This window comes from Dactylosporangium sp. NPDC051541 (assembly GCF_044454505.1).
In the GTDB taxonomy this organism is placed as follows: domain Bacteria; phylum Actinomycetota; class Actinomycetes; order Mycobacteriales; family Micromonosporaceae; genus Dactylosporangium.
In genome coordinates this window covers 474,231-496,727 of the sequence record NZ_JBITDU010000003.1, presented here as the reverse complement: position 1 = coordinate 496,727, position 22,497 = coordinate 474,231, and the positions used below count along the sequence as shown (strand labels likewise).

At 70.7% G+C, this 22,497-nt stretch carries 20 protein-coding genes and 5 tRNA genes; 9 read left to right on the top strand and 16 right to left on the bottom strand.

Annotated features, from left to right (window positions below; translation table 11 throughout):
- The first annotated feature begins 73 nt into the window (after window positions 1-73).
- Window positions 74-1,108, top strand: a complete 1,035-nt coding sequence (locus ACIA8L_RS16395; RefSeq protein ID WP_395906300.1) for an ABC transporter ATP-binding protein — start codon at window positions 74-76, stop codon at window positions 1,106-1,108.
- 21 nt (window positions 1,109-1,129) lie between these two features.
- Here ACIA8L_RS16395 and ACIA8L_RS16390 read toward each other — a convergent pair whose 3' ends face one another.
- Window positions 1,130-1,570, bottom strand: coding sequence for a PleD family two-component system response regulator (locus ACIA8L_RS16390; protein WP_395905060.1), 441 nt, complete (start codon window positions 1,568-1,570; stop codon window positions 1,130-1,132).
- A gap of 58 nt (window positions 1,571-1,628) precedes the next feature.
- Between ACIA8L_RS16390 and mgrA the strand changes: the two genes are divergently transcribed.
- Window positions 1,629-2,591 carry an L-glyceraldehyde 3-phosphate reductase gene (mgrA, locus tag ACIA8L_RS16385; RefSeq protein ID WP_395906298.1) on the top strand — a complete coding sequence of 321 codons (963 nt, stop codon included), beginning with the start codon at window positions 1,629-1,631 and terminating at the stop codon, window positions 2,589-2,591.
- On the opposite strand, the gene ACIA8L_RS16380 is transcribed toward mgrA, so the two are convergent.
- Window positions 2,568-3,128, bottom strand: coding sequence for a hypothetical protein (locus ACIA8L_RS16380; protein ID WP_395905058.1), 561 nt, complete (start codon window positions 3,126-3,128; stop codon window positions 2,568-2,570). The genes mgrA and ACIA8L_RS16380 overlap by 24 nt on opposite strands.
- 119 nt (window positions 3,129-3,247) lie before the next feature.
- Between ACIA8L_RS16380 and ACIA8L_RS16375 the strand changes: the two genes are divergently transcribed.
- Complete coding sequence (locus ACIA8L_RS16375; RefSeq protein WP_395905056.1) at window positions 3,248-4,474, top strand: MFS transporter; 1,227 nt, start codon at window positions 3,248-3,250, stop codon at window positions 4,472-4,474.
- A 171-nt stretch (window positions 4,475-4,645) separates the two neighbouring features.
- Here the strand turns inward: ACIA8L_RS16375 and ACIA8L_RS16370 are convergent, their stop codons facing one another.
- Window positions 4,646-6,190 carry a DUF2334 domain-containing protein gene (locus ACIA8L_RS16370; protein WP_395905054.1) on the bottom strand — a complete coding sequence of 515 codons (1,545 nt, stop codon included), beginning with the start codon at window positions 6,188-6,190 and terminating at the stop codon, window positions 4,646-4,648.
- Between the two features lie 423 nt (window positions 6,191-6,613).
- Between ACIA8L_RS16370 and ACIA8L_RS16365 the strand changes: the two genes are divergently transcribed.
- Entirely contained in the window at window positions 6,614-9,319 is a 2,706-nt protein-coding gene (locus ACIA8L_RS16365) for a hypothetical protein (protein WP_395905052.1), read from the top strand.
- A gap of 345 nt (window positions 9,320-9,664) precedes the next feature.
- Window positions 9,665-10,561, top strand: coding sequence for a glycosyltransferase family 2 protein (locus ACIA8L_RS16360; RefSeq protein WP_395905050.1), 897 nt, complete (start codon window positions 9,665-9,667; stop codon window positions 10,559-10,561).
- 194 nt (window positions 10,562-10,755) lie between these two features.
- Here the strand turns inward: ACIA8L_RS16360 and ACIA8L_RS16355 are convergent.
- The 9 genes from ACIA8L_RS16355 to ACIA8L_RS16315 all read right to left on the bottom strand — a co-directional run bounded on the left by ACIA8L_RS16355 (window position 10,756) and on the right by ACIA8L_RS16315 (window position 14,100).
- A tRNA-Ser gene (locus tag ACIA8L_RS16355) sits at window positions 10,756-10,844 on the bottom strand.
- Window positions 10,845-10,886: 42 nt separating this feature from the next.
- Window positions 10,887-10,971: transfer RNA gene (locus tag ACIA8L_RS16350), tRNA-Ser, on the bottom strand.
- A gap of 18 nt (window positions 10,972-10,989) precedes the next feature.
- A tRNA-Leu gene (locus tag ACIA8L_RS16345) sits at window positions 10,990-11,062 on the bottom strand.
- Between the two features lies 1 nt (window position 11,063).
- A tRNA-Ala gene (locus tag ACIA8L_RS16340) sits at window positions 11,064-11,137 on the bottom strand.
- A gap of 66 nt (window positions 11,138-11,203) precedes the next feature.
- A complete protein-coding gene (locus tag ACIA8L_RS16335) occupies window positions 11,204-11,647 on the bottom strand; it encodes an HNH endonuclease (protein WP_395905048.1) in 444 nt (147 codons plus the stop codon).
- Between the two features lie 49 nt (window positions 11,648-11,696).
- Window positions 11,697-11,769, bottom strand: a tRNA-Leu gene (locus ACIA8L_RS16330).
- A 310-nt stretch (window positions 11,770-12,079) separates the two neighbouring features.
- Window positions 12,080-12,700, bottom strand: a complete 621-nt coding sequence (locus tag ACIA8L_RS16325; RefSeq protein ID WP_395905046.1) for a hypothetical protein — start codon at window positions 12,698-12,700, stop codon at window positions 12,080-12,082.
- Between the two features lie 81 nt (window positions 12,701-12,781).
- On the bottom strand, window positions 12,782-13,192 hold the full coding sequence (locus ACIA8L_RS16320; RefSeq protein WP_395905043.1) for a response regulator: 411 nt from the start codon (window positions 13,190-13,192) through the stop codon (window positions 12,782-12,784).
- 68 nt (window positions 13,193-13,260) lie between these two features.
- Window positions 13,261-14,100, bottom strand: coding sequence for a hypothetical protein (locus ACIA8L_RS16315; RefSeq protein WP_395905041.1), 840 nt, complete (start codon window positions 14,098-14,100; stop codon window positions 13,261-13,263).
- 258 nt (window positions 14,101-14,358) lie between these two features.
- Between ACIA8L_RS16315 and ACIA8L_RS16310 the strand changes: the two genes are divergently transcribed.
- Window positions 14,359-15,324: a sodium:calcium antiporter gene (locus ACIA8L_RS16310; protein ID WP_395905039.1), complete on the top strand. Its 966-nt coding sequence runs from the start codon at window positions 14,359-14,361 to the stop codon at window positions 15,322-15,324.
- Window positions 15,325-15,385: 61 nt separating this feature from the next.
- Complete coding sequence (locus ACIA8L_RS16305) at window positions 15,386-15,778, top strand: STAS domain-containing protein (protein ID WP_395905038.1); 393 nt, start codon at window positions 15,386-15,388, stop codon at window positions 15,776-15,778.
- On the opposite strand, the gene ACIA8L_RS16300 is transcribed toward ACIA8L_RS16305, so the two are convergent.
- The 4 genes from ACIA8L_RS16300 to ACIA8L_RS16285 all read right to left on the bottom strand — a co-directional run bounded on the left by ACIA8L_RS16300 (window position 15,752) and on the right by ACIA8L_RS16285 (window position 20,605).
- The gene (locus tag ACIA8L_RS16300) at window positions 15,752-16,507 is read right to left on the bottom strand and encodes a hypothetical protein (protein ID WP_395905037.1); all 756 of its coding nucleotides are present in this window, start codon (window positions 16,505-16,507) and stop codon (window positions 15,752-15,754) included. The genes ACIA8L_RS16305 and ACIA8L_RS16300 overlap by 27 nt on opposite strands.
- A 453-nt stretch (window positions 16,508-16,960) precedes the next feature.
- Window positions 16,961-17,620, bottom strand: coding sequence for a hypothetical protein (locus tag ACIA8L_RS16295; RefSeq protein WP_395905035.1), 660 nt, complete (start codon window positions 17,618-17,620; stop codon window positions 16,961-16,963).
- Between the two features lie 136 nt (window positions 17,621-17,756).
- On the bottom strand, window positions 17,757-19,040 hold the full coding sequence (locus ACIA8L_RS16290) for a citrate synthase (protein WP_395905033.1): 1,284 nt from the start codon (window positions 19,038-19,040) through the stop codon (window positions 17,757-17,759).
- Window positions 19,041-19,306: 266 nt separating this feature from the next.
- Window positions 19,307-20,605, bottom strand: a complete 1,299-nt coding sequence (locus tag ACIA8L_RS16285) for a hypothetical protein (RefSeq protein ID WP_395905031.1) — start codon at window positions 20,603-20,605, stop codon at window positions 19,307-19,309.
- A gap of 76 nt (window positions 20,606-20,681) precedes the next feature.
- On the opposite strand from ACIA8L_RS16285, the gene ung reads away from it, so the two are divergent.
- Window positions 20,682-21,356: a uracil-DNA glycosylase gene (ung, locus tag ACIA8L_RS16280; protein WP_395905029.1), complete on the top strand. Its 675-nt coding sequence runs from the start codon at window positions 20,682-20,684 to the stop codon at window positions 21,354-21,356.
- A gap of 4 nt (window positions 21,357-21,360) precedes the next feature.
- Entirely contained in the window at window positions 21,361-22,494 is a 1,134-nt protein-coding gene (gene macS, locus ACIA8L_RS16275; protein ID WP_395905027.1) for a MacS family sensor histidine kinase, read from the top strand.
- The last annotated feature ends 3 nt before the right edge of the window (window positions 22,495-22,497 follow it).

Sequence of the window (22,497 nt, the reverse complement as noted above, 5' to 3'; positions counted from 1 at the left end):
GCCGGCGGCGGCGCCCGAGCGCGGCGGCGAGAACCTCCTCGAGGTGCGAGGCCTGGAGAAACACTTCCCGATCATGCGGGGCGCCTTCATCAAGCGGAAGGTCGGCGCGGTCCGCGCGGTCGACGGCATCGACCTGACCGTCAAGGCCGGCGAGACGCTCGGCCTGGTCGGCGAGTCCGGCTGCGGCAAGTCCACCACCGGGCGGCTGATGACCCGCCTGCTGGAGCCGACCGCCGGGCAGGTGGTGCTCGAGGGGCGGGACATCTCGCACCTCAACGTGGGCCAGATGCGCCCGCTGCGGCGCGAGGTCCAGATGATCTTCCAGGACCCGTACTCGTCGCTGAACCCCCGGCACACGGTCGGCTCGATCGTCGGCGCGCCGCTGCAGGTCCAGAACATCAAGACCGCGCACGGGCAGAAGCGTGAGGTCCAGCGCCTGCTGGAGCTGGTCGGCCTCAACCCGGAGCACTACAACCGCTACCCGCACGAGTTCTCCGGCGGCCAGCGCCAGCGCATCGGCATCGCCCGGGCCCTGGCCCTGCAGCCGAAGCTCATCATCGCCGACGAGCCCGTCTCGGCTCTGGACGTGTCGATCCAGGCCCAGGTCGTCAACCTGCTCGACGACCTGCAGCGCGAGTTCAACCTGACCTACGTGTTCATCGCTCACGACCTGTCGGTGGTCCGGCACATCTCGGACCGGGTCGCGGTGATGTACCTGGGCAAGGTCGTCGAGGTCGGCGGGCGCGACGGGCTCTACGCCACGCCGCTGCACCCCTACACCTTCGCCCTGCTCTCCGCGGTGCCGGTGCCGGACCCGGGCCGGCGGGACAAGGCTCAGCGGGAGCGGATCCTGCTCACCGGCGACGTGCCGAGCCCGATCGACCCGCCGTCGGGCTGCCGGTTCCGGACCCGGTGCTGGAAGGCGCAGGACCTGTGCGCCCAGGAGGAGCCGCTGCTGCGCGAGCTCCTGCCGGGGCAGACGGTGGCCTGCCACTTCCCGATCACCGACGAGGAGCGCTCGGCCCGCGGTGCGCAGCAGGCCCGGGCGGCGGCGGCCGAGATCCCGGTCGACACGGCCGAGGACCCGTTCGCGGAGCCGATCGCCTAGGTTTCCCGATCGCTCAGGTTTTCAGGTTCGCATCACCAGTCGGCCGCCGAGCATGGCGTCGACCTTGCTGATCAGTTGGCTGGGGCGCAGCGGTTTCATCAGATAATCGCTCGCCCCGGCCATCTTGGCTTCCTCCCGGCCGCGCAGGCGGCCGTAGGCGCTGAGCATGAGCACGGGCATGTCGTGCGTCGCCGGGGTCGCCCGCAGCTTCTTGCACAGGTCGAGGCCCGACACCCTGGGCATCCACATGTCGGTGACGAGCATGTCGAAGGTGTTGCTCGCCAGCTCGGCCAGGGCCGCCTCGCCGTTCTCGACCGCGGTGACCGCGACGCCCGCTCCTTGCAGGGCCATCGTGAAGAGGTCACGGATGTCGGCGTCGTCCTCGGCCACCAGGATCGACGCGACCGTCGGGGGCTGCTCGGGCGGTGCTTCGGCGGGCTCCGCTACGGGCTCCTCGTCCATCCGGCCAGTTTAGGATCAAGGCGTGGTGTATGAGGCGGCTTCGAGCCGATACCAGGACATGCTCTACCGGCGCAGCGGCCGCAGCGGGCTCAAGCTCCCGGCCATCTCGCTCGGGCTCTGGCACAACTTCGGCCACGAGCGGCCGCTCGACACCCAGCGGGCCATCGTGCGGCGCGCGTTCGACGAGGGCGTCACCCACTTCGACCTGGCGAACAACTACGGGCCGCCGCCCGGGTCGGCCGAGGAGAACTTCGGGCGCATCCTCGCCGAGGACCTGCGGCCCTACCGCGACGAGCTGATCATCTCCACGAAGGCCGGCTACGACATGTGGCCCGGGCCCTACGGCGAGTGGGGGTCGCGCAAGTACGTCCTCGCCTCCCTCGACCAGTCGCTGACCCGGATGGGCCTCGAGTACGTCGACATCTTCTACTCGCACCGCCCCGACCCCGACACCCCGCTCGAGGAGACGATGGGCGCCCTCGACGCGGCGGTCCGCGCGGGCAAGGCGCTCTACGTCGGCATCTCCAACTACAGCGCCGAGCAGACCCTCGCCGCCGCCCGCATCCTGCGCGAGCTCGGCACGCCGCTGCTGATCCACCAGCCGCGATACTCGATGCTCGACCGCTGGATCGAGGCCGACCTGCTCGGCGCGCTGGAGGAGGCCGGGGCCGGCTGCATCCCGTTCTCGCCCCTGGCGCAGGGGCTGCTGACCAACCGGTACCTCGACGGCATTCCCGACGATTCGCGGGTGCGCACCAGCCGCTTCCTGAACGAGAGCGACCTGACCCCGGCCCGGCTCCGGCTGATCCGGGGCCTGGACGCGGTGGCCCGCGAGCGCGGCCAGAGCCTGGCCCAGCTGGCGCTGGCCTGGGCGCTGCGCGACCCGCGGGTCACCTCGCTGATCATCGGGGCGTCGAGCGTCCAGCAGCTGCTGGACAACCTCGGGGCCCTCGAGAACCTGGCCCTCGCCCCCGAGGAGCTGGCCCGAATCGACGGGCTACTTGCTGAGGAAGGCGCCTAGCGCGCTGATCACCGGCTGGAGGGCGGGCGGGATCGACCCGTCCTTGGCCGTGATCTGCTTCCCGGCGTAGGTGATCGTGTAGGTGTAGGCGTCGGCCACCGCGCCGTTGTCGTTGTTCGTCGGCAGCTTGTTGAAGTCCGTCGCGGCCAGGGCCGCCTTGAGCGCGCCCAGCTCCTCGTCGGTCAGCTTGCCGTCCTTCTTGGCCTGCTTCGTCTGGATGGTGTATGAACCGTCCGGCCGCACGGCCAGCGAGTCGTTGTTGCCGGCCAGCCCGCCGGTCCGGGTGAACGTCACAAGCGTGTCCGTGGCCGTCTGGTTGCCGCCCGAGTTGGCCTTCGAGCTCGGGTCCGTCTGCGCCCCGGCGCTGGTGCCGGCCCCGGCGCTGCTGCCGGCGTCCGCCCCCGCGCTGCTGCTGCTCGCGGGCACCCCACCGGTCGTGGCGGCCCCGCTGGCGCCCGCGTCGGCCGTGCCGGCTTCGTCCGAACAGGCGGCCAGGGTGAGCGTGAGCAGGGCGGCAACGATGATCCGGGACTTCATGGTTCAGCTCCATCCATAGGTCTTGCTCATTGGACTGCGGCGCACGCCGATCGGTTCCCCGGCATTGTCACCCGCCCGGGCGCCGATTTCTTGTCGTACCCCCGCGCCATGATGTCGGCATGCGTCTCGAGCCCTACCGCCGCGTCCTCGCCCTACCGGGCGTGCGGCCCCTCATGGTCCTCGCCCTGCTGGCCCGGATACCCATCACGGCCATCGGCGTGACCATGACCCTGCACGTCGCTCAGGACCTCCACCGGGGCTGGGGCGCGGCGGGACTGGTCGGTGCGGCCCTGACGGTCGGCACGGCGCTGGGCGGCCCGCTCAACGGCCGCTTCGTGGACCGCCGCGGCCTGCGCCCGATGCTCGTCGTCACGACCGTGGCCGAGGCCGCCTTCTGGGCCTTCGCACCGTTCCTGCCTTTTGGTGTACTGCTCGTCGGCGCCCTGGTCGCCGGCGTCCTCTCGCTCCCGGTCTTCTCCGTCATCCGCCAGTCGATCGCCGCCCTGGTCCCCGACGACCAGCGCCGGCAGGCCTACGCCCTCGACTCGATGTCGGTCGAGCTCAGCTTCATGGCCGGGCCGCCCCTGGCCGTCCTGCTCACCAGCACCCTGTCGGGCCGCGCCGCGCTGTGGTCGATCGGCGGCGCTCTGGTCCTGGCCGGCCTCGCCCTCTTCATCGTCAACCCGCCCGTCGCCGCCGCCACCGAAATCGCGGCCGCGGCCGCCGCCGAGCCGGTCCGCCGCCGCGACTGGCTGACCCCGCGGTTCGTCGCCGTCTGCGCCGCGACCGCCGCCACCACCATGGTCCTGGCCGGCACCGACCTGGGCATCGTGGCCATGCTGCGCGAGGCGGGCCGGGTCGAGCTCGTCGGCACCCTGCTGGCCGCGTGGGCCGTCTACTCCCTGATCGGCGGCTTCGTCTACGGCGCCCTCCCCCGGGCCGTGCCCCTGGTCGCCCTGCTGGGCGCGCTGGCCGTGTGCACGATCCCGGCGGGCCTGGTCGGCGACGCCTGGCCGCTGCTGTTCCTGACCCTGCTGCCGGCGGGCGCCCTGTGCGCGCCGACGCTGAGCGCGAGCGCCGACCTGGTGAGCCGCCTGGTCCCGGCGTCCGCGCGGGGCGAGGCGATGGGCTGGCACGGCTCGTCGCTGACGGTCGGGCTGGCGATCGGCTCCCCGCTAGCCGGCTGGGCGATCGACCTGGGCTCGCCGGCGTGGGGGTTCGCGGCGGTCGGCCTGGTGGGTGCCCTGGCCGCCGGTGTCCTGCTCTTGTTCCGCCACCTGGACACCCCGGCCGCGTCCCCGTCCCTGGCCGCACCCCAGGAACCGGCGACCGCCGCCACGTCCTGATCCCGCGGCCGGGGGTGGCCGCCGCGTCGACTCCGGAAAGCGCTCTTCCGCTGCGACGGGTTCCGTGATGGGGTGGTTACGGACTGCTCTGGAGTGCGGCGATGCGGGGTGGGAAGCGATGGTCGTCAGTTAAAACGGAAAGACTTGAACTGATCCATTTTTCGGATTGCGCTACGGCTGCAGGAGGGTTGGAGCCGACACGAAGGTGTAGCCCATCGCCTGGAGGCCCTCGATCAACTGCGGGAGATACTCCAGACCCAGGAACGGGTGGTAGAAGAAGCTCGCCACGTTGTCGCGGACGGCCAGTTGACGCTTGGCCGAGGCGAGAAGGTCGGGGGCCAGGCGGACGCCGTGCTGGTTAAATCTTTGTGTTGCAACGTTTCCAAGAGATTCCGGGATGACCGGTGTCCCGTATGCGTCTTTCACGACGTATGGGAAATATTGGCTCACTGAGCGTGTACCCGTTCCGCCCAGGATGCCGTTGAAGTACAGGACCTGCTCGTAGCGGGCCCGGATGCCCGGGGCGCCGGCTATCGCGCGGTAGTCCGTCGCACTGGCCGTGTAGTGCGGAAACTCCCAGATGTCAGGGGGCGTGAGACCGGCCTTCGTCCACTCCGCCCGGGCACCCTCCAGGCGGGACAGCGCCCAGGATGGCGAGTCTTCCGGGACGGGGCCGTCCAGGACCACCGCGCCGGTGCCGTCGACGTGGGCGCGGTAGAACTCATAGTCCTCGGCGCTCACGCCGTACGGATTCGGGCCGCCCGCGAAGGCGTGGGTGTAGCCGTGCATGATCAGCGTTCCGCCCTGCTGCTGCATGTATCGCAAGGCGTCCACCACCTGCGGGGATTCGCTCAGCGTCCTGTGCACGGGGGCGCCGCCGGAATACACGCCGGCCGGGTCGTCGTAAACGGGGAAAACCGCTGCGGCGAACGGGACATTACGTGAATGCAGATAATCGGCGATCTCGCGGAGTTTGGCCGGATCCGAGTGGGGCCCGACGTCCTCGATGCGGACTAGGGCCCGGTGCCGTTCCGCCGTTTGCGGCGCGAGCAGGTCAAACAGGAGATCGGCCAGGGCCAGGTAGCGGTCGTCGAAGGAAACGTACGTGAACGGCACCTCGGCGATGTACGTGACGGCGCCGACCCGCACCGCCCACGGGCGTGAGCTGCCGTCCGGCATCGTGGCCTCGGCGAGCGTCTTGGAGTACACCCCGGGGCTCAAGGTTGTGGAAACGAGACCGCCGGCGCTCGCGCTGCGGGTCAGGTCGGTGCCGCGGTATCGGACGCCGGACGGGACGGCATCGTCGATGGTCGCTGCCTGAAATCCCATTCCGGGGTACTTCCGGATCAGTTGCCACAGGTTGCCGCCGAGCCACAACACCTCGGCACCGGCGGCCACGTCGGCCAGGAACGCGTCCGGGAGCGGCTCGTCATACGTCGATCCGATGTAGATAGTCAACCGGTACTTCCGGGTAGAACCAGGCGTGTACTTCGTCACTGGCACGGCGTCCCATGATCCGAAGTGGGAGGCCAGATTCCCTGCTTGGACCGCATACAGCTCGCCCAGCGAGCCGTATTGCCCGGTCGTGTCATACAGGACGAGGACCCCGGTTGCCGGGTATGCAGGAGAACGGCCCGGCGACGGGTCCGTCCCGGAAGTACCGATTGGAGAGGTTTTGCAGGCGCTCAGCGACGACGCGGCGGCGATGACCAGCACGATCCCGATGACCATCACGGCACTACGCCGACGGAGGCCGACGGTGACAGCCAGTATTCGGCGGACTGCAGCTCGAAGCATGAGCAACTCTCCGGAGAAGTCGCCACCAAGCCTAGCAAATCGGGCGCAATCCTCCCGTCGGTTCGGGTTTCCTAGCCCGTTCGCGGACAAACGAGATGGTTGCGTCCGTCACTCAGCGCGGTACGATCCGGCAGAGTCGCCGTGCGGTGATCGGTGTGGAACCCCCTCCACATCGCACCGCCCGTGGCACACCCGACGGAGGGCAATCTTGTCTCGTTGCTGCCCGCTTGCAGCTTGCACACCGTTCGCGCCGGGCCGTTCGCGGCCGGCGGCTCGGACGGTGGTCGCGCGGCCGGCAGCCGCCCTCTCCGGGGCACGGCTCCATAGCGCTGAGAGGTCCGCATGAGCACGGCGATGCAGGTGCGGCTGCGTCACTGGCCCGGGATGAAGGTCTCCTGGCTCGGTGCCGGTGCGGTCGTCCACTCCGGTGACGAGCCCAGCCCGGGCGCGGCGGCGCTGGTCGTCGCGCCGCACGGGTCGGCCGAGTGCGCGGTGGTCATCAGCTCCCACACGGTGAAGCTGCAGCCGGCGATGATCGAGGAGCTGGCCGAGGTCCTGGCCAACGGCCTGCCCCGCGGGTTCGCCGCGATGCGCTTCGTCGCCTGGGACGGCGCCTGCGCCACGAACGAGCGACCCGCCGCCGCCCACATGATCGCCATGCGCCTCGGGATCGACGTCATCGCCGCGGCCGGCCCGCTGCTGGGCGTGCCCGGCGGCTCCCTCTTCGCCCCGGTCGGGCGGGGCGAGCAGCGACCCGGCGGCTTCTGGCGGTTCCGCACCGGCGCGCCCGCGGTCCGGGTCGGCTGGCGCTTCCCGGCCCCCGCGTGGGAGTCGGACCTGTGCAGCGAGATCCCCGAGCTCCCCGGCGACCTGGTCCTCGACCAGATCCCGGCCGGCCTGTGGCTGCACCGCCGCCGCGTCGGCAGCGTGACCGACCTGGCCTACTCCGTGCCGACCGACCACGAGCACCCGGCGATGATCCTCGGGCACCCCGGCGACGAGCCGCTGCACCGCGAGGAGCTGGCCCGGGCCGTCTCGTCGGTGCCGACGCTCGCCGCGGACCGCTGCGTCTTCACGCCCTACGGGCAGAACCCGATCGCCGAGGGCCAGGTCGGCCCGGTCGTCGCCGACGTGCTCGGCCGGGCCGTGCACGTGCGCACCGGCCTGCCGCTGTGCGCGCCCGCCGGCCAGCGGGCCGTCGTCACCATCGACCACAAGGGCCTGCCCCGGTGGCGGACCTTCGCCCGCGAGCTGTGGCACGCGCCCCGCACCGGCGCGCCCCGCCCGGTCGACTGGATCAACCCCTGCCCCGACGTGCTCGGCGAGGCCGCCGGCCAGGCCATCTTCGACCTCAGCTCCGGCTGGGTGCTCGAGGTCGTGCAGGCCGGCCTGTGGGTCCGCCCGCAGCACCTCAACGACCCGGCCGACTGGGTCCGCGGCCTGCCCGTCGACGTCAACCGCTGCGCGGTGATCGTGGGCGCGCCCAACGCGGCCGAGATCCCGCCGCCGGCCCACCGCATCGCCGAGGTCCTCGAGAAGCTGCCGATCGACGCGCGGAAGCGGGCCTACATCGCCGTGCCGCGCGGCGCCGCCCCCAACGTGTTCATCCTCGCCACCGGCCTGCTCGACTCGCTGCCGGAGCCGGGCGAGGTCGAGCTGGTGTCGCCGGCGACGCCGACGACCAGCGGCTCGTTCCCGGCGGTCACGCCGGCCGCGTCCGACGCACCGCGGCACGGGCGGCACGGCGACGCGAACGGCCCGTTCCTCGTCGACGGCCGGCCCGCCAACGGGCACCCGTCCGGTGCCCACCCGACGGTCCCCCGCTCGAACGCACCGGAGCAGGACTACGAGCGCGGCTACTCCGACCGCGCCGGCTCCCGGACCGGATCGTTCCCGGCGTTCCCGCCGGCCGACGCGCCGACCACGGCGTTCGACCGGTCGGCGCCGCCGTCGCACGCCCAGCCCCAGCAGCCGCCGTCGCACGCCCAGCAGCCGCCGACCGCGGCGTTCGACCGGCCGGCCGCGGCGCCGTCGCACGCCCAGCAGCCTTCGCAGCGCAACGGTGCCCACCACACGGGCGCGTTCCCGGCGGTCGGCGAGCCGACGGGCTCCTTCGCCCCGCTGCCGCCCAGCGGCTCGGCGCGGCCCGGACGGCCCGGTGGCTACCAGGCCGAGCCGCCGATGGCCCCGCAGCAGCCCCGACAGCGGCCGGGTGAGACCACGGGTTCGTTCCCGGCGGCGGCGTTCCGCAATGGCGCACCGGACGCGACGACCCCGATGGTGCCGGTCGTACCGGGCCCGCAGCACCCGGCCAACGGCCACGCACCGGTGAACGGGCACGCGCCGGTCAACGGCCACGCACCGGTCAACGGCCACGGTGCCGCGAACGGACACGGGCCGGTCAACGGACACGGGCCGGTCAACGGACACGGTTCGGCGAACGGGCACGCGCCGGTCAACGGGCACGGCAACACGAACGGGCACGGTCCCGTCAACGGGCAGCGTCCGGGGAACGGATACGGCGCCGCGCCCGCGGGGTTCAACGGGCAGCCGCAGCCGAACGGGTACAACGGCGGCTTCAACGGCCAGCTGCCCATGCACCCGGACGTGCACGTCGCGCCCCCGCACGCGTTCCACCGCGAGGACCAGCCGCTGCACCCGGCCGGACCGCAGCAGGGGTACAGCTTCGACGCCCCCGACTACGACAACCACCACTTCGAGCCGGTCTCGCCGCCGCCCAACCGGCACTTCGAGGACCCGACGGGCCGCATGCCGGCGCCGCGGGCCCCGATGTCCGACGAGAGCGAAGGCGACGACACCGGATCGATGGCCACCGGCCGCGAGATCCGCTCGCACAACAAAAAGGGCAAGACCGTGCGGGCCGACGACAAGACGAGCACGCAGGAGCTCGACCGGCTGCTCGGCTTCTTCGACGAGATCCGCAAGGCGAAGGCGTGGGACGAGGACTCCCCCGCCCCCGACGAGCAGGCGTCCAAGCGCGCCGCGGCGGGCCAGCCCCCGGCCGGTCGGCGGCGCGCCCGGCACTGAAGTAAACGCGTCCGACCGGCCCGCTCGTTGTCACGAGCGGGCCGGTTTTTTTCGCCCGCCGCCGACTTCGGCCGCCGCCGACTTCGGCCGCCCGCCCGATCTCCTCCTCCGGTGCAGCGACCAGGCGCCTCGAAATCCGGCGAATACCCTGTCGGGCGAAAAATCCGACATATCGCTGCCCGCCAGCGCCCGACATATCGCTGCCCGCCAGCGCCCGACATATCGCTGCCCGCCAGCGCCCGACATATCGCTGCCCGAGCAACGCCCGACATATCGCTGCCCGAGCAACGCCGTGGGGACGGGCGTGCGTCGGGGAAGGCGGGGCGGCGCGGCTAGGATCGGCCGGTGCTCGACATCATGCTGCCGCACTACGGTGAGCTGCCGCTGCTCAAGATCGCGGTGGAGAGCGTGCTGGCGCAGACCGACGATCGGTGGCGGCTCACGGTGTTCGACGACAATCCCGCGGAGCGGGTGACCGGGGTGCCGGAGTACTTCGCGGCGCTCGGACATCCGGCGGTGCGGTACGAGCGTAATCCCCAGAACCTGGGTATCACCCGCAACTTCCAGCAGTGCGTCGAGCGGGCCGAGGCGCCGTTCCTGAGCATGATGGGCTGCGACGACGTGATGCTGCCGGGCTATGTCGAGCGCGTGCACGCCCTCATCGAGCGGCACCCGGACGCGGTGCTGATCCAGCCGGGCGTCGAGGTCATCGGGTCCGACGGGGCGGTCGTCAAGACACTTGCCGATACGACGAAGCGACGGGTGTACTCCCCCAAGGTCGACGGCACCGTGCGGCTCTCGGGTGAGGCGCTGGCGGTGTCCCTCCTGCGCGGGAACTGGCTGTATTTTCCGTCGCTCGTGTGGAGTACCCCCGAAGTCCAGGCCGTTGGTTTTGATCTTGAACTGTCGGTGATCCAGGACCTCAAGCTGATTCTGGAGCTTGTCGTGCGGGGCGGTGCTCTGGTCGCCGATGACGCGACCGTCTTCCAGTATCGGCGGCACAACGAGAGTCTGTCGGCGTCCACGGCGGTGACCGGCAACCGGTTCAGCGAGGCCCGGGCGTTCTTCCTGGCGGCCGCCGACCGGATGGACGCGCACGGCTGGCCGCGGGCCGCGAAGGCTGCCCGCTGGCACCTGTCGTCGCGGATCCACGCGCTCACGATGTTGCCGGCCGCGGCGAAGCAGCGCAGCCCGCAGAGTGTCCGGGTGCTCACGAAATACGCGTTCGGCCGGGCCCGCTGAGCTGTCCGGTTCCGGCGTCCCCGTTCGTCGTCTTGGTACAAGGACGTCGACGAGGGAGTCGCGAGATGTTGCCGATGTGGCACGAGCGGGCGCTCAGCGCCCAGGAGCGGTCCGAGGTAGATGCGGGCCTAGGCCGGCTGGCGAAAACCGCCCAGCGGCTCATTCACGGCCGTCGCTTGCGTACTCGTAGGGGATGGCGGGAAGGGTGGGAGTCGAACCCACACGGGCGTTAACCCAACGCCGTTTTCGAGACGGGTGCCGGCACCTATCGGCTGGCCTTCCCAGGCCGTGCTGACCCGCCACCACGGGGGTGGCGGGCCGGTCGCGGAAAGTGAGGGGATCGAACCCCCGCGGGGTCGCCCCCGTCGACGGCTTAGCAAGCCGCAGCCTTACCTCTCGGCCAACCTTCCAACAAGCCTTGCTTCGCGTACCCGGCAGAGGATTCGAACCTCCAACCTCCTGGCTCTGAACCAGACGCCTCTTCCGTTGGGCTACCCGGGCGTGGACCCAGCCGGTCTCGAACCGGCCACCTCCGCTTTGCAAGAGCGGCGCTCTACCTGATGAGCTATGAGGCCCTTGGTGACGCTTTGTGTGACCCCGGCGGCGGGCGGTAGCGAAGGTGCCCGCCGCCGGGGTCCTGTGTCAGCGCCGGACGAGTGCGCCCCAGGTCGGAGTCGACGGCTGGATGCGCAGCACCATGCCCGCTTCGGCGGGGGTGCGGTCGCCCTTGCGCTGGTTGCAGCCGGTGCAGGCGGCAACGGTGTTCTTCCACGTGTTCCGGCCGCCGCGGGAGCGGGGCAGGATGTGATCGATGGTGGTCGCCTCGGTGCCGCAGTAGCCGCAGCGGCGGCCGTCGCGGGCGTGGACGCCGGCGCGGGACCAGGCCGGTCCGCCGGTGAAGCGCCAGCGGGTGACGACGTAGGACACGAGCCGCACGACCCGCGGGAGCGGGTAGACCCCGATCAACCGGTCCGGCTCCGCCTCGTGGATCACGGCCACCTCGCGCAGGATCATGCGGATGGCGTGGCGGATTGAGACCCGGTGCAGGGGTCCGAGGTCGGCGTTGAGCACCAATACTGCGGTCACCGGGCCTCCTTCCTTCATCTGCACTGCCTGGTTACCAAACGACCTTGCGTACCGTGAGCGGGAGTCGAACCCGCACCATTCCCTTTTTGAGGGGGACGCCTCTTCCTTTGGGCCACCACGGCTTAATTGATAGAGGTAAATGCATTAGGGCATAAAGAAACCGCCCGGCGAAACGCGCGGGCGGTTGGTGTGACGCGAGGGGATCCTCTAGTCAAACCACCTGCCCGAGCCCGTCGACAAGCCACTGAGCAGCACTGACCGGCCGCCGGCACGGTGCCCTGCGCCGCCGTTGGCAGAGCGTCGCGCGGCGGCGCTGGCCGCGCTGGGCGCTTCCAGTCGTAGCTCGCGATGCCCGTTCATCTTCCGATCTCCTCTGCTCGTTTCTCGTCTTCGTATTCAAAGATAGGCCCGGTCCGCCACCCGCGCAAGAGATTAAATGGCGGCCGTGTAATGCGCGAGGTACAGGTTCATCTCGTCGGTGGACTCGTCGCCTTCGTTGACGCTGAACCACAGCGCGTTCTCCAGCCAGAAGCGGTGGACGAACTGCTCGAACGAGTCGGCGACGTGGACCATGTTGGCGATGAGGGTGGTCCGGTCGACGTCCTCGAGGCCGACGATCTCCAGCAGCCACGGTGAGGCGATCACGAACGGCTCGGCGCCGGGGCGCAGGTAGAGGTACCAGATGACGGCATCCTGCTGGTCGCGCAGGAACCGCACCAGCTGCGCCGCGGGTTCGACGGGGCTGGGGACGGGGCGCGGGGCGAGGTCGAAGTCGCAGCCGGTGCAGGACGGGATGGCGTCCATCAGCGCCTGGCTGCTCATGAACCGGGCGAACGGCACCGGCAGCTCGATGTGCTCGGCGAGGGCGGCGACCTCCATGGCCCGGAGGGGATCGTGCGGGGCGCCGGGGACGAGCCAGGCGAAGCTGCCGTCGGAGCGTGACTCGTCCACCGCCGGCAGGCTCTCGGTGGAGTAGAGCTCGTAGGTTCCGATGCTCGCCCGGGCGGCGCCCAGGTCCGTGCCCCACCAGCCGTGCGGGAAGTCGATCGTCATGTGTCGCACGGTAGTTCGGCGCCTGGGGTTCTTCCGTCGCCTATCGGACCCAGAGCCGTGCCTTTCAGGTCAACCCCCAGATCAGGCACTCACCGCGGCCTCGGCCCCGGCCAGCGGGACGAGCCCCAGGTAGGTCAGTTTGTCGACGATCGCTTCCGACGTGAACGGCTTGATCACATACTCGTGGGCCCCGGCGGCGAGGGCGCGCACGATCTGGCCGTGTTCGCTCTCGGTGGTGACCATCATGAGCGTCATCTGGCGCAGGTGCTTCTGCTTGCGTACCGCCATGACGAACTCGAGGCCGTTCATCTCCGGCATGTTCCAGTCGATGAGGGCGAGCGCCGGCTTCAGGTCGTGGTCCCAGATCTGGTCGAGCGCGTCCTTGCCGTTGGTGGCCTCGCGCGTCTCGAAGCCGAGGGGTATCAGAATCCGTTTCAGGATGCCCCTCATCGCGCGCGAGTCGTCGATGACCATGGCGAGCGTGTTGTCCATGCAGGCTCCTCCTCCGCCGTGCATGATCGGCACGCCCGCCGCTCACCTGAGCAAAGCAACCGCTGAGGTCAGGGGGCCTTACTGGTGCGCTTGAGCTGGATCGTGGTGATCTGGTTGGTGAGGCTCATGGCGACCGGGCCGCAGTTGACCTTCATCGGCGGGGGGATGCGGGCCTCGAGCTTGCCCTTGAAGTCGACGTTGCCGTTGCGGATGAAGGTCTCGGTGCCGGTGGAGTCGGGGCGCGGCGCGGAGTAGGTGACGACGCCGTTCTCGTACTTGAACACGTAGGAGATGAAGCCTTCGAAGATGTACTCGTACTGGTTGGCGCCGTTGCTGCCGCGCAGGTGCATCCCGTCGCCGTAGTCGATGGTGACGATGCCGCGCTCGTTGTAGCGGTGGTAGGCGCCGCTGCCGGTGAACGGGAAGGTGCCGGTGTTGAGGACGGTCACCTGTTCGTTGTGCTGCTCTTCGAGGAACACGCCGAGGATGCAGGACGGGGCGCCGGTGGGGCTGGCCGAAGCGGAGGCGGAGGAGCTGGGGCCGGGGTTGCCGCCGAGCGTGGCGCCCGGGGTCGGCGTGGGGCCGGCTTCGGTCGCGGTGATGCTGGGGGCGACGACGGGGTTGGTGCCGCCGGTGAGGTCCTGGTCGCCGGGGTCGTCGCCGCCGGACGTCGCGGCGTAGACGATGACACCGCCGGCGAGGAGCAGGGCGATGACGCCGAAAATGATGCCGGGGATCAGCAGCGGGTTGCGGTACTTCGGCGGCGGTGGCGGGGCCACGGGATAGAAGGCCTGCGGCTGCGGCTGCGGCTGCTGCGGTGGCGGGGCGACCTGGCCCCGGAACAGCTTGCACTGCACGCAGTAGCCGGCCGGGTCGACGCCCTCGGCCCCGCATCGTGGACAACGCACCTGACTGCTCCCTCCGCCGGCGAGGCTCAGTTTATGGTGGCGGTCCACTTTGGAGCAGCCCCCGGAAAAGTGGTGAGACCGGCATCCACGGGGGAAGACGCCGGTCTCGATGAAAACTGTAGAGTGCTCCGCGCTTTTGCGCCAGCGGGTGGAGGGCGGCAATCCGCCGGAACCGGTTTCGGTTCGCCGTGCCTGAGGCGCGGGGGTGTGATGGCGTACCGGTAGGGTGTCGTGCCAGGCGGCGCTGGGAGGAGGCGGATGTCGACCCTGTTGGTGGCCGGCCTCGGCCTGGTCGGCCTGGTGCTGCTCACCGTCGGGGCCGATCAGCTGGTGGTCGGGGCCGGGCGGCTGGCGACGGTGCTGCGGGTGGCGCCGGTGATCGTCGGCGTGGTGGTGATCGGGCTGGGGACGAGCGCGCCGGAGTTCGTGGTGTCGGGGACGGCGGCGGTGCGCGGGAACGCCGGGCTGGCGCTGGGGAACCTGGTCGGTTCCAACATCTTGAACGTGACGCTGATCCTGGGTGTCGTCGCCGTCGTCTCGCCGGTGCTGGTCCGGTCGTCGGTGCCGGTGCGGGAGGCGCCGCTCATGGTGGCCGGGGTCAGCGTGTTCGGGGCGTTCGCGCTGGTCGGGCTCAAGTTCATCGCCGGGGTCCTGCTGGCCCTGCTGAGTCTGGGTGCGTTGTGGCTTCTGGTGCGGCTTTCGAGGGTACCCCCGGACGATCCTCTGCCCGATGACGTGGCCGCGTTCGTGGAGCCGCGACCCGACCCGGGCCGCTGGTGGGTGGAGGCGGCGCGGTGCGTGGTCGGGCTGGCGGCGACGCTCGGGGGCGCGCAGCTGCTGGTGGCCAACGCGTCGACGCTCGCGCACCGGTGGGGGGTCAGCGACACCGTCATCGGGTTCACGCTGGTCGCGGTCGGGACGTCACTGCCGGAGCTGATGACGTCGGTGCAGGCGCAGCGGCGCGGGTGGGGCGATCTGATGGTCGGCAACCTGCTCGGCTCGAACCTGTTCAACAGCCTGATCGGCGGCGCGGTGGTGGGGCTGGCGGCCGGCTCGGAGCGGATCGCGCCGTTCGGGTTTCTGGCGGTGACGGCGATGGTCCTGGCCGGGGTCCTGGCGTGGCTGCTGCTGAAGCGCGGCAATCGGATCACCCGGCCGGAGGCTTGCGTGCTGCTGTGCGCATACGGTCTCATGCTGCCGCTGTTGATCTCCGCGAACGCCTGACCTGGCCACCCGCGCGTGGCGCCCGACGTTTCCGGTTTCCCGGGCTGGGTACGCGGTCTGAATGGGCGACGCGATGGTCCGGACCCACCAGTCCGGCGAGGTACCCGGCGGCACGGTCGTGGTGGAGGTGCTCGGCCCGCTCGAGGCCGCCACCGTGGGGGCGCTGCGCTCCGTGGTGCTGGACACCGTGGAGACGTACCGGCCGCAGCTGCTGGCGGTGGACCTGCGGCGGGTGCCGTTCATGGATTCGATCGGCATCGGGGCGCTGGTGACGGCGAACAACAAGGTGCGGGAGGCCGGCGGCCGCATGGAGGTCCGCAGCCCGTCGCCGTTCGTGCACCGGCTGCTGCAGATCACCGGCCTGACCGAGCTGTTCGGCCTGCCCGACCTCCCCGAGGACGCGCCGACGTCCGGGGCACCGACCGGTCTAGGCGTGCTCGACAGTAAAGGTTGATACACCGCCCGCGGCCACCGCGTCGTAGCGGTTCTGGGCCGCCTCCCAGCCGTTGGACGGGAAGGCGCTGCCGGCGCCGACGCCGTTGTGGTCGGCCCCGTCGACGGTGACGCGGCCCGCGCCCCCGGCCGCCTGGACGCGCACGGGGGTGCCGCTGGGGGCGGTGATCCGCACAGCGCTCGCGCCTCCGTCGATGCGGACCGGGACGGTGCCGCTGGGGACGGGGAGGCTCAGTTCGATGGCGGAGACCCCGCCGACGTATTCGATGCTCGCCAGGTGGTTGAGCGCGCGCAGGTCGGCGGTGTTGCTCTGGGCGCCGCCGGTGAAGCGCACGGCCCAGGTGACGTCGCGGTTGAGCTGGATCGTGACTTCGGCGTTGCCGTCGGTGACCTGGACCTCGACCCGGTCGCCGGTGTCGTGGACGGCGGCCGTCTGCGGGGTGTCGACCCGGTAGAGGGTGTCGCCGAGGTCGGCGGCCTGCATGTTGACGGAGGCGGCCCCGGTGACGAGGTCGAGGGTGGCGTGGTCGCGGCCGCCGACCGCCCCGGTGACGGTGTGCGCGGTGTCGCCGGCGCCACCGCCGTGCATCTGGGGCCAGACGACGGCGGCTATGGCCGCGACCACGACGAGCGCGACGAGGATGACGCCGCCGACCAGGTAGACCGTGCGGGGTGGCGGCCCGGATGGGGCGGGCGTCGTCCCGTTGGGCCTGGTATCGACGGAAGCCATGGGGTTTTGGTCTCCCGGTGCTCACGCGGGCAAACATCGACCCGGGGCAACCTGGATGATCTTGATTGGTCGGACCCGAATGGGCCGCTCATTGGTCTGGAAACGAAACAAACCCAAGACCGGGGCCGCCGCCACGGGGGAAGCGGCGGCCCCGGCTGTCCTTGGGTTGCACGAAATGTACTCCGCCGCAGACCTTCTGCACAGCCCCAAACTGTGCCGTCTTCCCGACTGTCCAATGTGGAACACAGTCGCGCATCCGTTACCTGGCTTCGGAATCCGTTGTCGATCTTCGCTGAGGATTCCTGAATGTTGCCGGGATACACACATTCACCGGAGACGATGCGGCTCGGACTGGCGAGCATCCGCAGGACAGGAGCGCTCCCACGGATCGGCCGCGGCCTATTTGATCAAGCCGGAGCCCGCGGCAAGGAATCCGTGGCCCACCGTCGATCGTCAGGCCAGCTGCGCGGCCCGGCGGCCCGCCTCGGCCGGGGTGAGCAGCTCACCGTCGAGCACGACGGCCCAGAAGGCGTCCAGCGGAATCCGCTCGAACAGCGGCGAGCCCAGGCCCTCGAAGACGTCCTCGGGCACCAGCTTCAGCGAGGTGGTGACCACGATCGTGGGGATCGCCCGGGCCAGGTCGAGCGTGCCCTTGATGTTGAGGACCCGGGTGGGGCTGATCGCGTCCGCGCCCGCGAGGCCGGTGACCGGCTCCAGGCCCTCGGTGCCGGGCGCGTCGACGGTGCCGGCGGGCAGGCCGGCCACGGTGGCCTTGACCAGGGCGCTGCTGGGGGCGGTGCGAACCCAGCCGCCGCGCTGCTCGAGCAGCCGGGTGGCCAGGGTGACGGAGCGGTCCACGTCGCGGTCCAGCTGCTCGCGGATCGCGCGCAGGGCCGGGCCGGGGTCGGCGCTGTTGGCCGCCCGGGCGATGTGCCACATGGAGGCGTACCCCGGGAGCAGCCCCGGCAGCGGGGCCACCATCGCGCGCAGCGCCTGCGGATCGGACACGAACTCGGCGAGGCCGTCCAGGACCTGCCGGGCCACGCCGGTGGCACCTGACGTGCGGTCATGCACTGCCGCGGTTAACAGCGGCGACAACGTTGGCGCGCTCATGTTCGCTCCATGTGCTCAAATGCCCAAAAACGGATAACGACCCCAGACGGCCCCAGACGGACCCATGTATGAGACAGCCGGGGTCGATCTCCGTCAAGTAGGCAAACGAGCCAGCAGCACTCGGCGCTGCGGGTCTTTACCGAGCGGCAATCGGCGTGTAATCCCGGGCGCCGTAGCCGGTGTAGACCTGGCGCGGGCGGCCGATCTTCGTCTCCGGGTCGTTGATCATCTCGCGCCACTGTGCGATCCAGCCCGGAAGCCGGCCGAGGGCGAACAGGACCGTGAACATCGTCGTCGGGAAGCCCATGGCCTTGTAGATCAGGCCGGTGTAGAAGTCGACGTTCGGGTAGAGCTTGCGCGACACGAAGAAGTCGTCGGCCAGGGCGATCTCCTCGAGCTGCATCGCGAGGTCGAGCAGCGGGTCCGGCGTGGCCATCCGGCCGAGAACCTCCTGCGCGGCCTTCTTGACCAGCGCGGCGCGGGGGTCGTAGTTCTTGTACACGCGGTGCCCGAAGCCCATGAGACGGACCCCGGCCTCCTTGTTCTTGACCTTGCGCACGAACGACTGGACGTCGCCGCCGTCGGCGTGGATCTCCTGCAGCATCTCCAGGACGGCCTGGTTGGCGCCGCCGTGCAGCGGGCCGAACAGGGCGTTGACGCCGGCCGAGACCGAGGCGAAGAGGTTGGCCTGGCTGGAGCCGACCAGGCGGACCGTCGAGGTGGAACAGTTCTGCTCGTGGTCGGCGTGCAGGAGCAGGAGCATGTCGAGGACCTTGACCGCGACCGGGTCGACCTCATACGGCGTGGCGGGCACGCCGAAGGTCATGCGCAGGAAGTTCTCGACGTAGCCGAGGGAGTTGTCGGGGTACAGCATCGGCTGCCCGATGGCCTTCTTGTAGGCATACGACGCGATCGTCGGCACCTTCGCCATGAGCCGGATGGTGGAGATCTCCACCTGCTCCTTGTCGAACGGGTTGAGGCTGTCCTGGTAGAAGGTGGACAGCGCGCTGACCGCGGAGGACAGCACCGCCATGGGGTGCGCGTCGCGCGGGAAGCCGTCGAAGAAGCGGCGCATCTCCTCGTGCAGGAGCGTGTGGTGCTGGATCTTGCCGGTGAACTCCTCGAGCTGCGACGCGCTCGGCAGCTCGCCGTGAATGAGCAGGTAGGAGCTCTCCAGGAAGGTCGAGCCCTCGGCCAGCTGCTCGATCGGGTAGCCGCGGTAGCGCAGGATGCCCTCGTCGCCGTCGATGTAGGTGATCGACGAGACGCAGGAGGCGGTGTTGACGAAACCGGTGTCGAGGGTGACCTGGCCGGTCTCCTTCAGCAGCGAGCCGATCTCCAGGCCGCCCGGGCCCTCGGTCGCCTTGCGTACCTTGAGCTCGAGCTCGCCGTCGGGGTATGTGATGTTGTACTCACTCATGCGCGTCGTTCCCGTCTCGTCCCGCAGTCCGGCTCCTGGCCGCGACCCTCATTGCCCGCGACCGGCGCTTATGGCGCCTCCGCGCAGGATTACAGATCCACCCGTCCCACCCTGCGGCGGGGCGCGTCACTGCGATATTTCCTACTCGTGACATCCGTTCGCGCCCGAAAATCCATCGTCGCAGAGAGGTCGCCACCGAACCATCTCTTGTTCATGACTTCCGGCCGCCGCCCGAACGACACTTCCCGGCCGCCGCCGGAATGACTTCACGGCGCGCTGATCGGCTCCAGCGTGACGGTGTGGATACGGCGGGGATCGACATTGCGTTGCATCAACATGTTGCGCATCACGCCGACGGCGAGCGGGCTGCCGCTGAGGTACACGTCGTGCGACGTCCACTCGCCGAAGTCGACGACGACCTGCGGCAGCGAGCCGCTCTCGTACGGGTGGGCCGGGCCGCGGGCCACCACCGCGTGCACGAACGCGTGCGCGCAGCGGGAGGCGTGCTCGCGCAGCGACTCCAGGTCGTAGAGGTCGTCGCGGGTCGACACCCCCCAGAACAGGTGCACGACCCGGTCGTCGTCGTGCGCGGCGAGCTCGCTCAGCAGCGCCTTGACCGGGGTGACGTGCACGTCCTCGGCCACGATGAGCACCGCGCCGGCCCGGCCCGGCTCGATCTTGAAGTCGCCCTCGGCCCGGTGCAGGCGGATCGGGTCGCCGACCCCGCCGTCGCGCACGAGGGCGCCGGTGGCCCTGTCCCCGGGCAGCGCCTGGACGTGGATCTCGATGTGGTGGTCCTCGGCCGGCGGGTCGCCGATCCAGCAGGCCCGCCACGCCCCCGGCACCTCGTGGCACTCGACGATCGCGCGCTGCCCGGCGCGGAACGGGTACGGCAGGTCGGTCAGCACGGTCAGCACGGCCACGTCGTCGCGGCGCCGGTCGTGGGCGACGATCGTGCCGGTCCAGTACGGGGTCTCGCCGTGGTGCAGCTGGGCGCCCTGGCGCAGCCAGCCGACCGCGAACCGCCAGGCGTCGCGCCAGGCTCCGGCGTCCTCGTCCGTCCAGCGCTCACCCCGCACCGCGCGCATCGCCTCGCTCAGCGCGTCGCCGAACAGGTCGAGCTGGCGGGCCCGGGTCCCGATCAGCGCGTCGAGGGCCGGTGCGAGCCGGCCGAGGGCCGGTACGACGGTGCTGGGCTGGTCGAAGTGCTCGATCAACCACACCAGGCCCCGCTCGGCCGCCGAGGGGTCCTCGGCCACCGCCGTGTGCAGAACAGTGCGCTTTTCCGGTGGTACTGCCGACAGGATGCGCATCGCACCGTGGACGTCCCCGATCGCGTCGCGCAGCCGCGACTGCAGCTGGGCGAGGTACCCCTGATCGCCCTGTTTCGGCCCGTCGACCGGCCCGCCCTGTGCAACACTGTCCTTTGGCGCCGGGGTTTTGGGGGGTCGTTGCGGGGGTTGGTTCGTTTTCGGCTTTTCGTCACCTTTGTCGAGCCGCTGCCGCCAGGACCACAGCACGGTCAGCGGCTCACCGTTGCCGCCCACGGGTCCCACCTGCGTCATAGTCCGATTTTATCCGGATAAATCCGCATTACAGCCGGTACTAAAAATGTCGCACCCGGCTCGTAGAGTGCCGGGCATGTCCTTGGATCTGCTGGAGCTGCTCCCCGCCGGCTGGCGTGACGTGATGAAGCCCTATCTCGACCTCGACGTCGTGCAGCGCCTGCAGACGTTCGTCGAGCAGGAGTACGCGACCGAGACGGTGTTCCCCCCGCAGGAGGACCTGTTCACCGCGTTCCGGCTGTGCCCGCCCGAGCAGGCCCGGGTCCTCATCCTGGGCCAGGACCCCTACTTCAAGGCCGGCCAGGCCCACGGGCTGAGCTTCTCGGTGCGCCCGGGCGTCTCCGTCCCGCCGTCGCTGCGCAACGTCTACAAGGAGCTGCGCGAGGACCTGGGCGTGACCCCGCCGGCCAACGGCGACCTGACCCCGTGGGCGGCCGACGGCGTGCTCCTGCTCAACGCGATCATGACCGTCCGGGCCGGCAAGGCGGGCACCCACGCGAAAAAGGGCTGGGAGCAGTTCACGGACGCGGCGATCCACGCGCTCAACGCGTTCGACCGGCGGGTCGTGTTCGTGCTCTGGGGCAGCTACGCCCGCAAGAAGGCCGAGCTGGTCACCAACCCGCAGCACGTGATCATCGAGGCCGGGCACCCCTCCCCCATGAACCCGGCCGGCTTCCTCGGCTCCCGGCCGTTCAGCCAGGTCGACGCCGCCCTCGCCGAGGCCGGCCTGCCGCCGGTGCACTGGGTGTAGCTCGATGGGTGAGCGTGGGCTTCCGGGTCTCGAGTGGCCGCTGTGGCGGGCGCTGCTCGTGTTCCGGATCACCGCGCTCGGCTACGCCGCCGTCCTGATGGTCAACAACTTCCGCGACTACGCCTGGCCGCTCGGCGGCTGGCTGATCATCGCGGTGATGACCGTCTGGACGGTGGTGAGCAGCCTGGCCTATGCGCGGCCCGAGCGGCGCGGCTGGCCTCTGCTCGGCGCCGACCTGGCCGTCGCCGCCGCCTGCCTGCTCGCCTCCCGCTGGATCGTCCACCCCGCCGGCCTCGGCGTCGGCGCGCCGACCCTGCCGATGGCCTGGGTCGCCGGCCCGGTCGTGGCCTGGGCCATCTCCGGCGGCCGCCGCCGGGGCGCGATCGCCGCGATCCTGCTCAGCGTGGCCGACGTGGTCGTGCGCGACGGGTTCAGCCAGGCCACCGCCAACGGCCCGGTCCTGATGATCCTGGCCGGCATCGGCGTCGGGCACATCGCCCGGCTCGCCATCGACGCCGAGACCCGGCTCCAGCAGGCCATGGAGGTCGAGGCGGCCACCCGCGAGCGGGAGCGCCTGGCCCGCGGCATCCACGACTCGGTCCTGCAGGTCCTGGCCCTGGTCCAGCGGCGCGGGGCCGAGCTCGGCGGCGAGGCGGCCGAGCTGGGCCGGCTGGCCGGCGAGCAGGAGTCGGTGCTGCGCGCCCTGGTCGCCACCAACACCCCGCCGGTCGCCGCCGCGGACGCCTTCGTCGACGTCCGGCCGCTCCTGTCCGCCTACGCCTCGGCCACGGTGACGTTCGCCGCCCCGGCCACACCCGTCCGGCTGCCGTCGTCGGTCGCGGGCGAGGTGGCGGCGGCGGTCGGGGCGGCCCTGGACAACGTCGAGCGGCACGCCGGTGCCGACGCCCGGGCCTGGATCCTGCTCGAGGACCTCGACGACCAGGTCACCGTCTCGGTCCGCGACAACGGGGGCGGCATCCCGGCCGGACGGCTGGCCGAAGCCGAGCGAGATGGGCGGCTGGGAGTGGCTCAGTCGATCCAGGGCCGGATTCGCGATCTCGGTGGGACCGTGAGCGTGACGTCCACCGCGGGAACCGGTACTGAAGTGGAACTGACCGTGCCCCGCTCGAAGATTTAGGGT

Excerpts from the sequence above, each read along its gene's own strand:
- ACIA8L_RS16395 (WP_395906300.1), top strand. The coding sequence starts at position 74 with ATGCGGGGCGCCTTCATCAAGCGGAAGGTCGGCGCGGTCCGCGCGGTC.
- ACIA8L_RS16390 (WP_395905060.1), bottom strand. The coding sequence starts at position 1,570 with ATGGACGAGGAGCCCGTAGCGGAGCCCGCCGAAGCACCGCCCGAGCAG.
- mgrA (WP_395906298.1), top strand. The coding sequence starts at position 1,629 with ATGCTCTACCGGCGCAGCGGCCGCAGCGGGCTCAAGCTCCCGGCCATC.
- ACIA8L_RS16380 (WP_395905058.1), bottom strand. The coding sequence starts at position 3,128 with ATGAAGTCCCGGATCATCGTTGCCGCCCTGCTCACGCTCACCCTGGCC.
- ACIA8L_RS16375 (WP_395905056.1), top strand. The coding sequence starts at position 3,248 with ATGCGTCTCGAGCCCTACCGCCGCGTCCTCGCCCTACCGGGCGTGCGG.
- ACIA8L_RS16365 (WP_395905052.1), top strand. The coding sequence starts at position 6,614 with ATGAGCACGGCGATGCAGGTGCGGCTGCGTCACTGGCCCGGGATGAAG.
- ACIA8L_RS16325 (WP_395905046.1), bottom strand. The coding sequence starts at position 12,700 with ATGACGATCGACTTCCCGCACGGCTGGTGGGGCACGGACCTGGGCGCC.
- ACIA8L_RS16320 (WP_395905043.1), bottom strand. The coding sequence starts at position 13,192 with ATGGACAACACGCTCGCCATGGTCATCGACGACTCGCGCGCGATGAGG.
- ACIA8L_RS16310 (WP_395905039.1), top strand. The coding sequence starts at position 14,359 with ATGTCGACCCTGTTGGTGGCCGGCCTCGGCCTGGTCGGCCTGGTGCTG.
- ACIA8L_RS16305 (WP_395905038.1), top strand. The coding sequence starts at position 15,386 with ATGGGCGACGCGATGGTCCGGACCCACCAGTCCGGCGAGGTACCCGGC.
- ACIA8L_RS16300 (WP_395905037.1), bottom strand. The coding sequence starts at position 16,507 with ATGGCTTCCGTCGATACCAGGCCCAACGGGACGACGCCCGCCCCATCC.
- ACIA8L_RS16295 (WP_395905035.1), bottom strand. The coding sequence starts at position 17,620 with ATGAGCGCGCCAACGTTGTCGCCGCTGTTAACCGCGGCAGTGCATGAC.
- ACIA8L_RS16290 (WP_395905033.1), bottom strand. The coding sequence starts at position 19,040 with ATGAGTGAGTACAACATCACATACCCCGACGGCGAGCTCGAGCTCAAG.
- ACIA8L_RS16285 (WP_395905031.1), bottom strand. The coding sequence starts at position 20,605 with ATGACGCAGGTGGGACCCGTGGGCGGCAACGGTGAGCCGCTGACCGTG.
- ung (WP_395905029.1), top strand. The coding sequence starts at position 20,682 with ATGTCCTTGGATCTGCTGGAGCTGCTCCCCGCCGGCTGGCGTGACGTG.
- macS (WP_395905027.1), top strand. The coding sequence starts at position 21,361 with ATGGGTGAGCGTGGGCTTCCGGGTCTCGAGTGGCCGCTGTGGCGGGCG.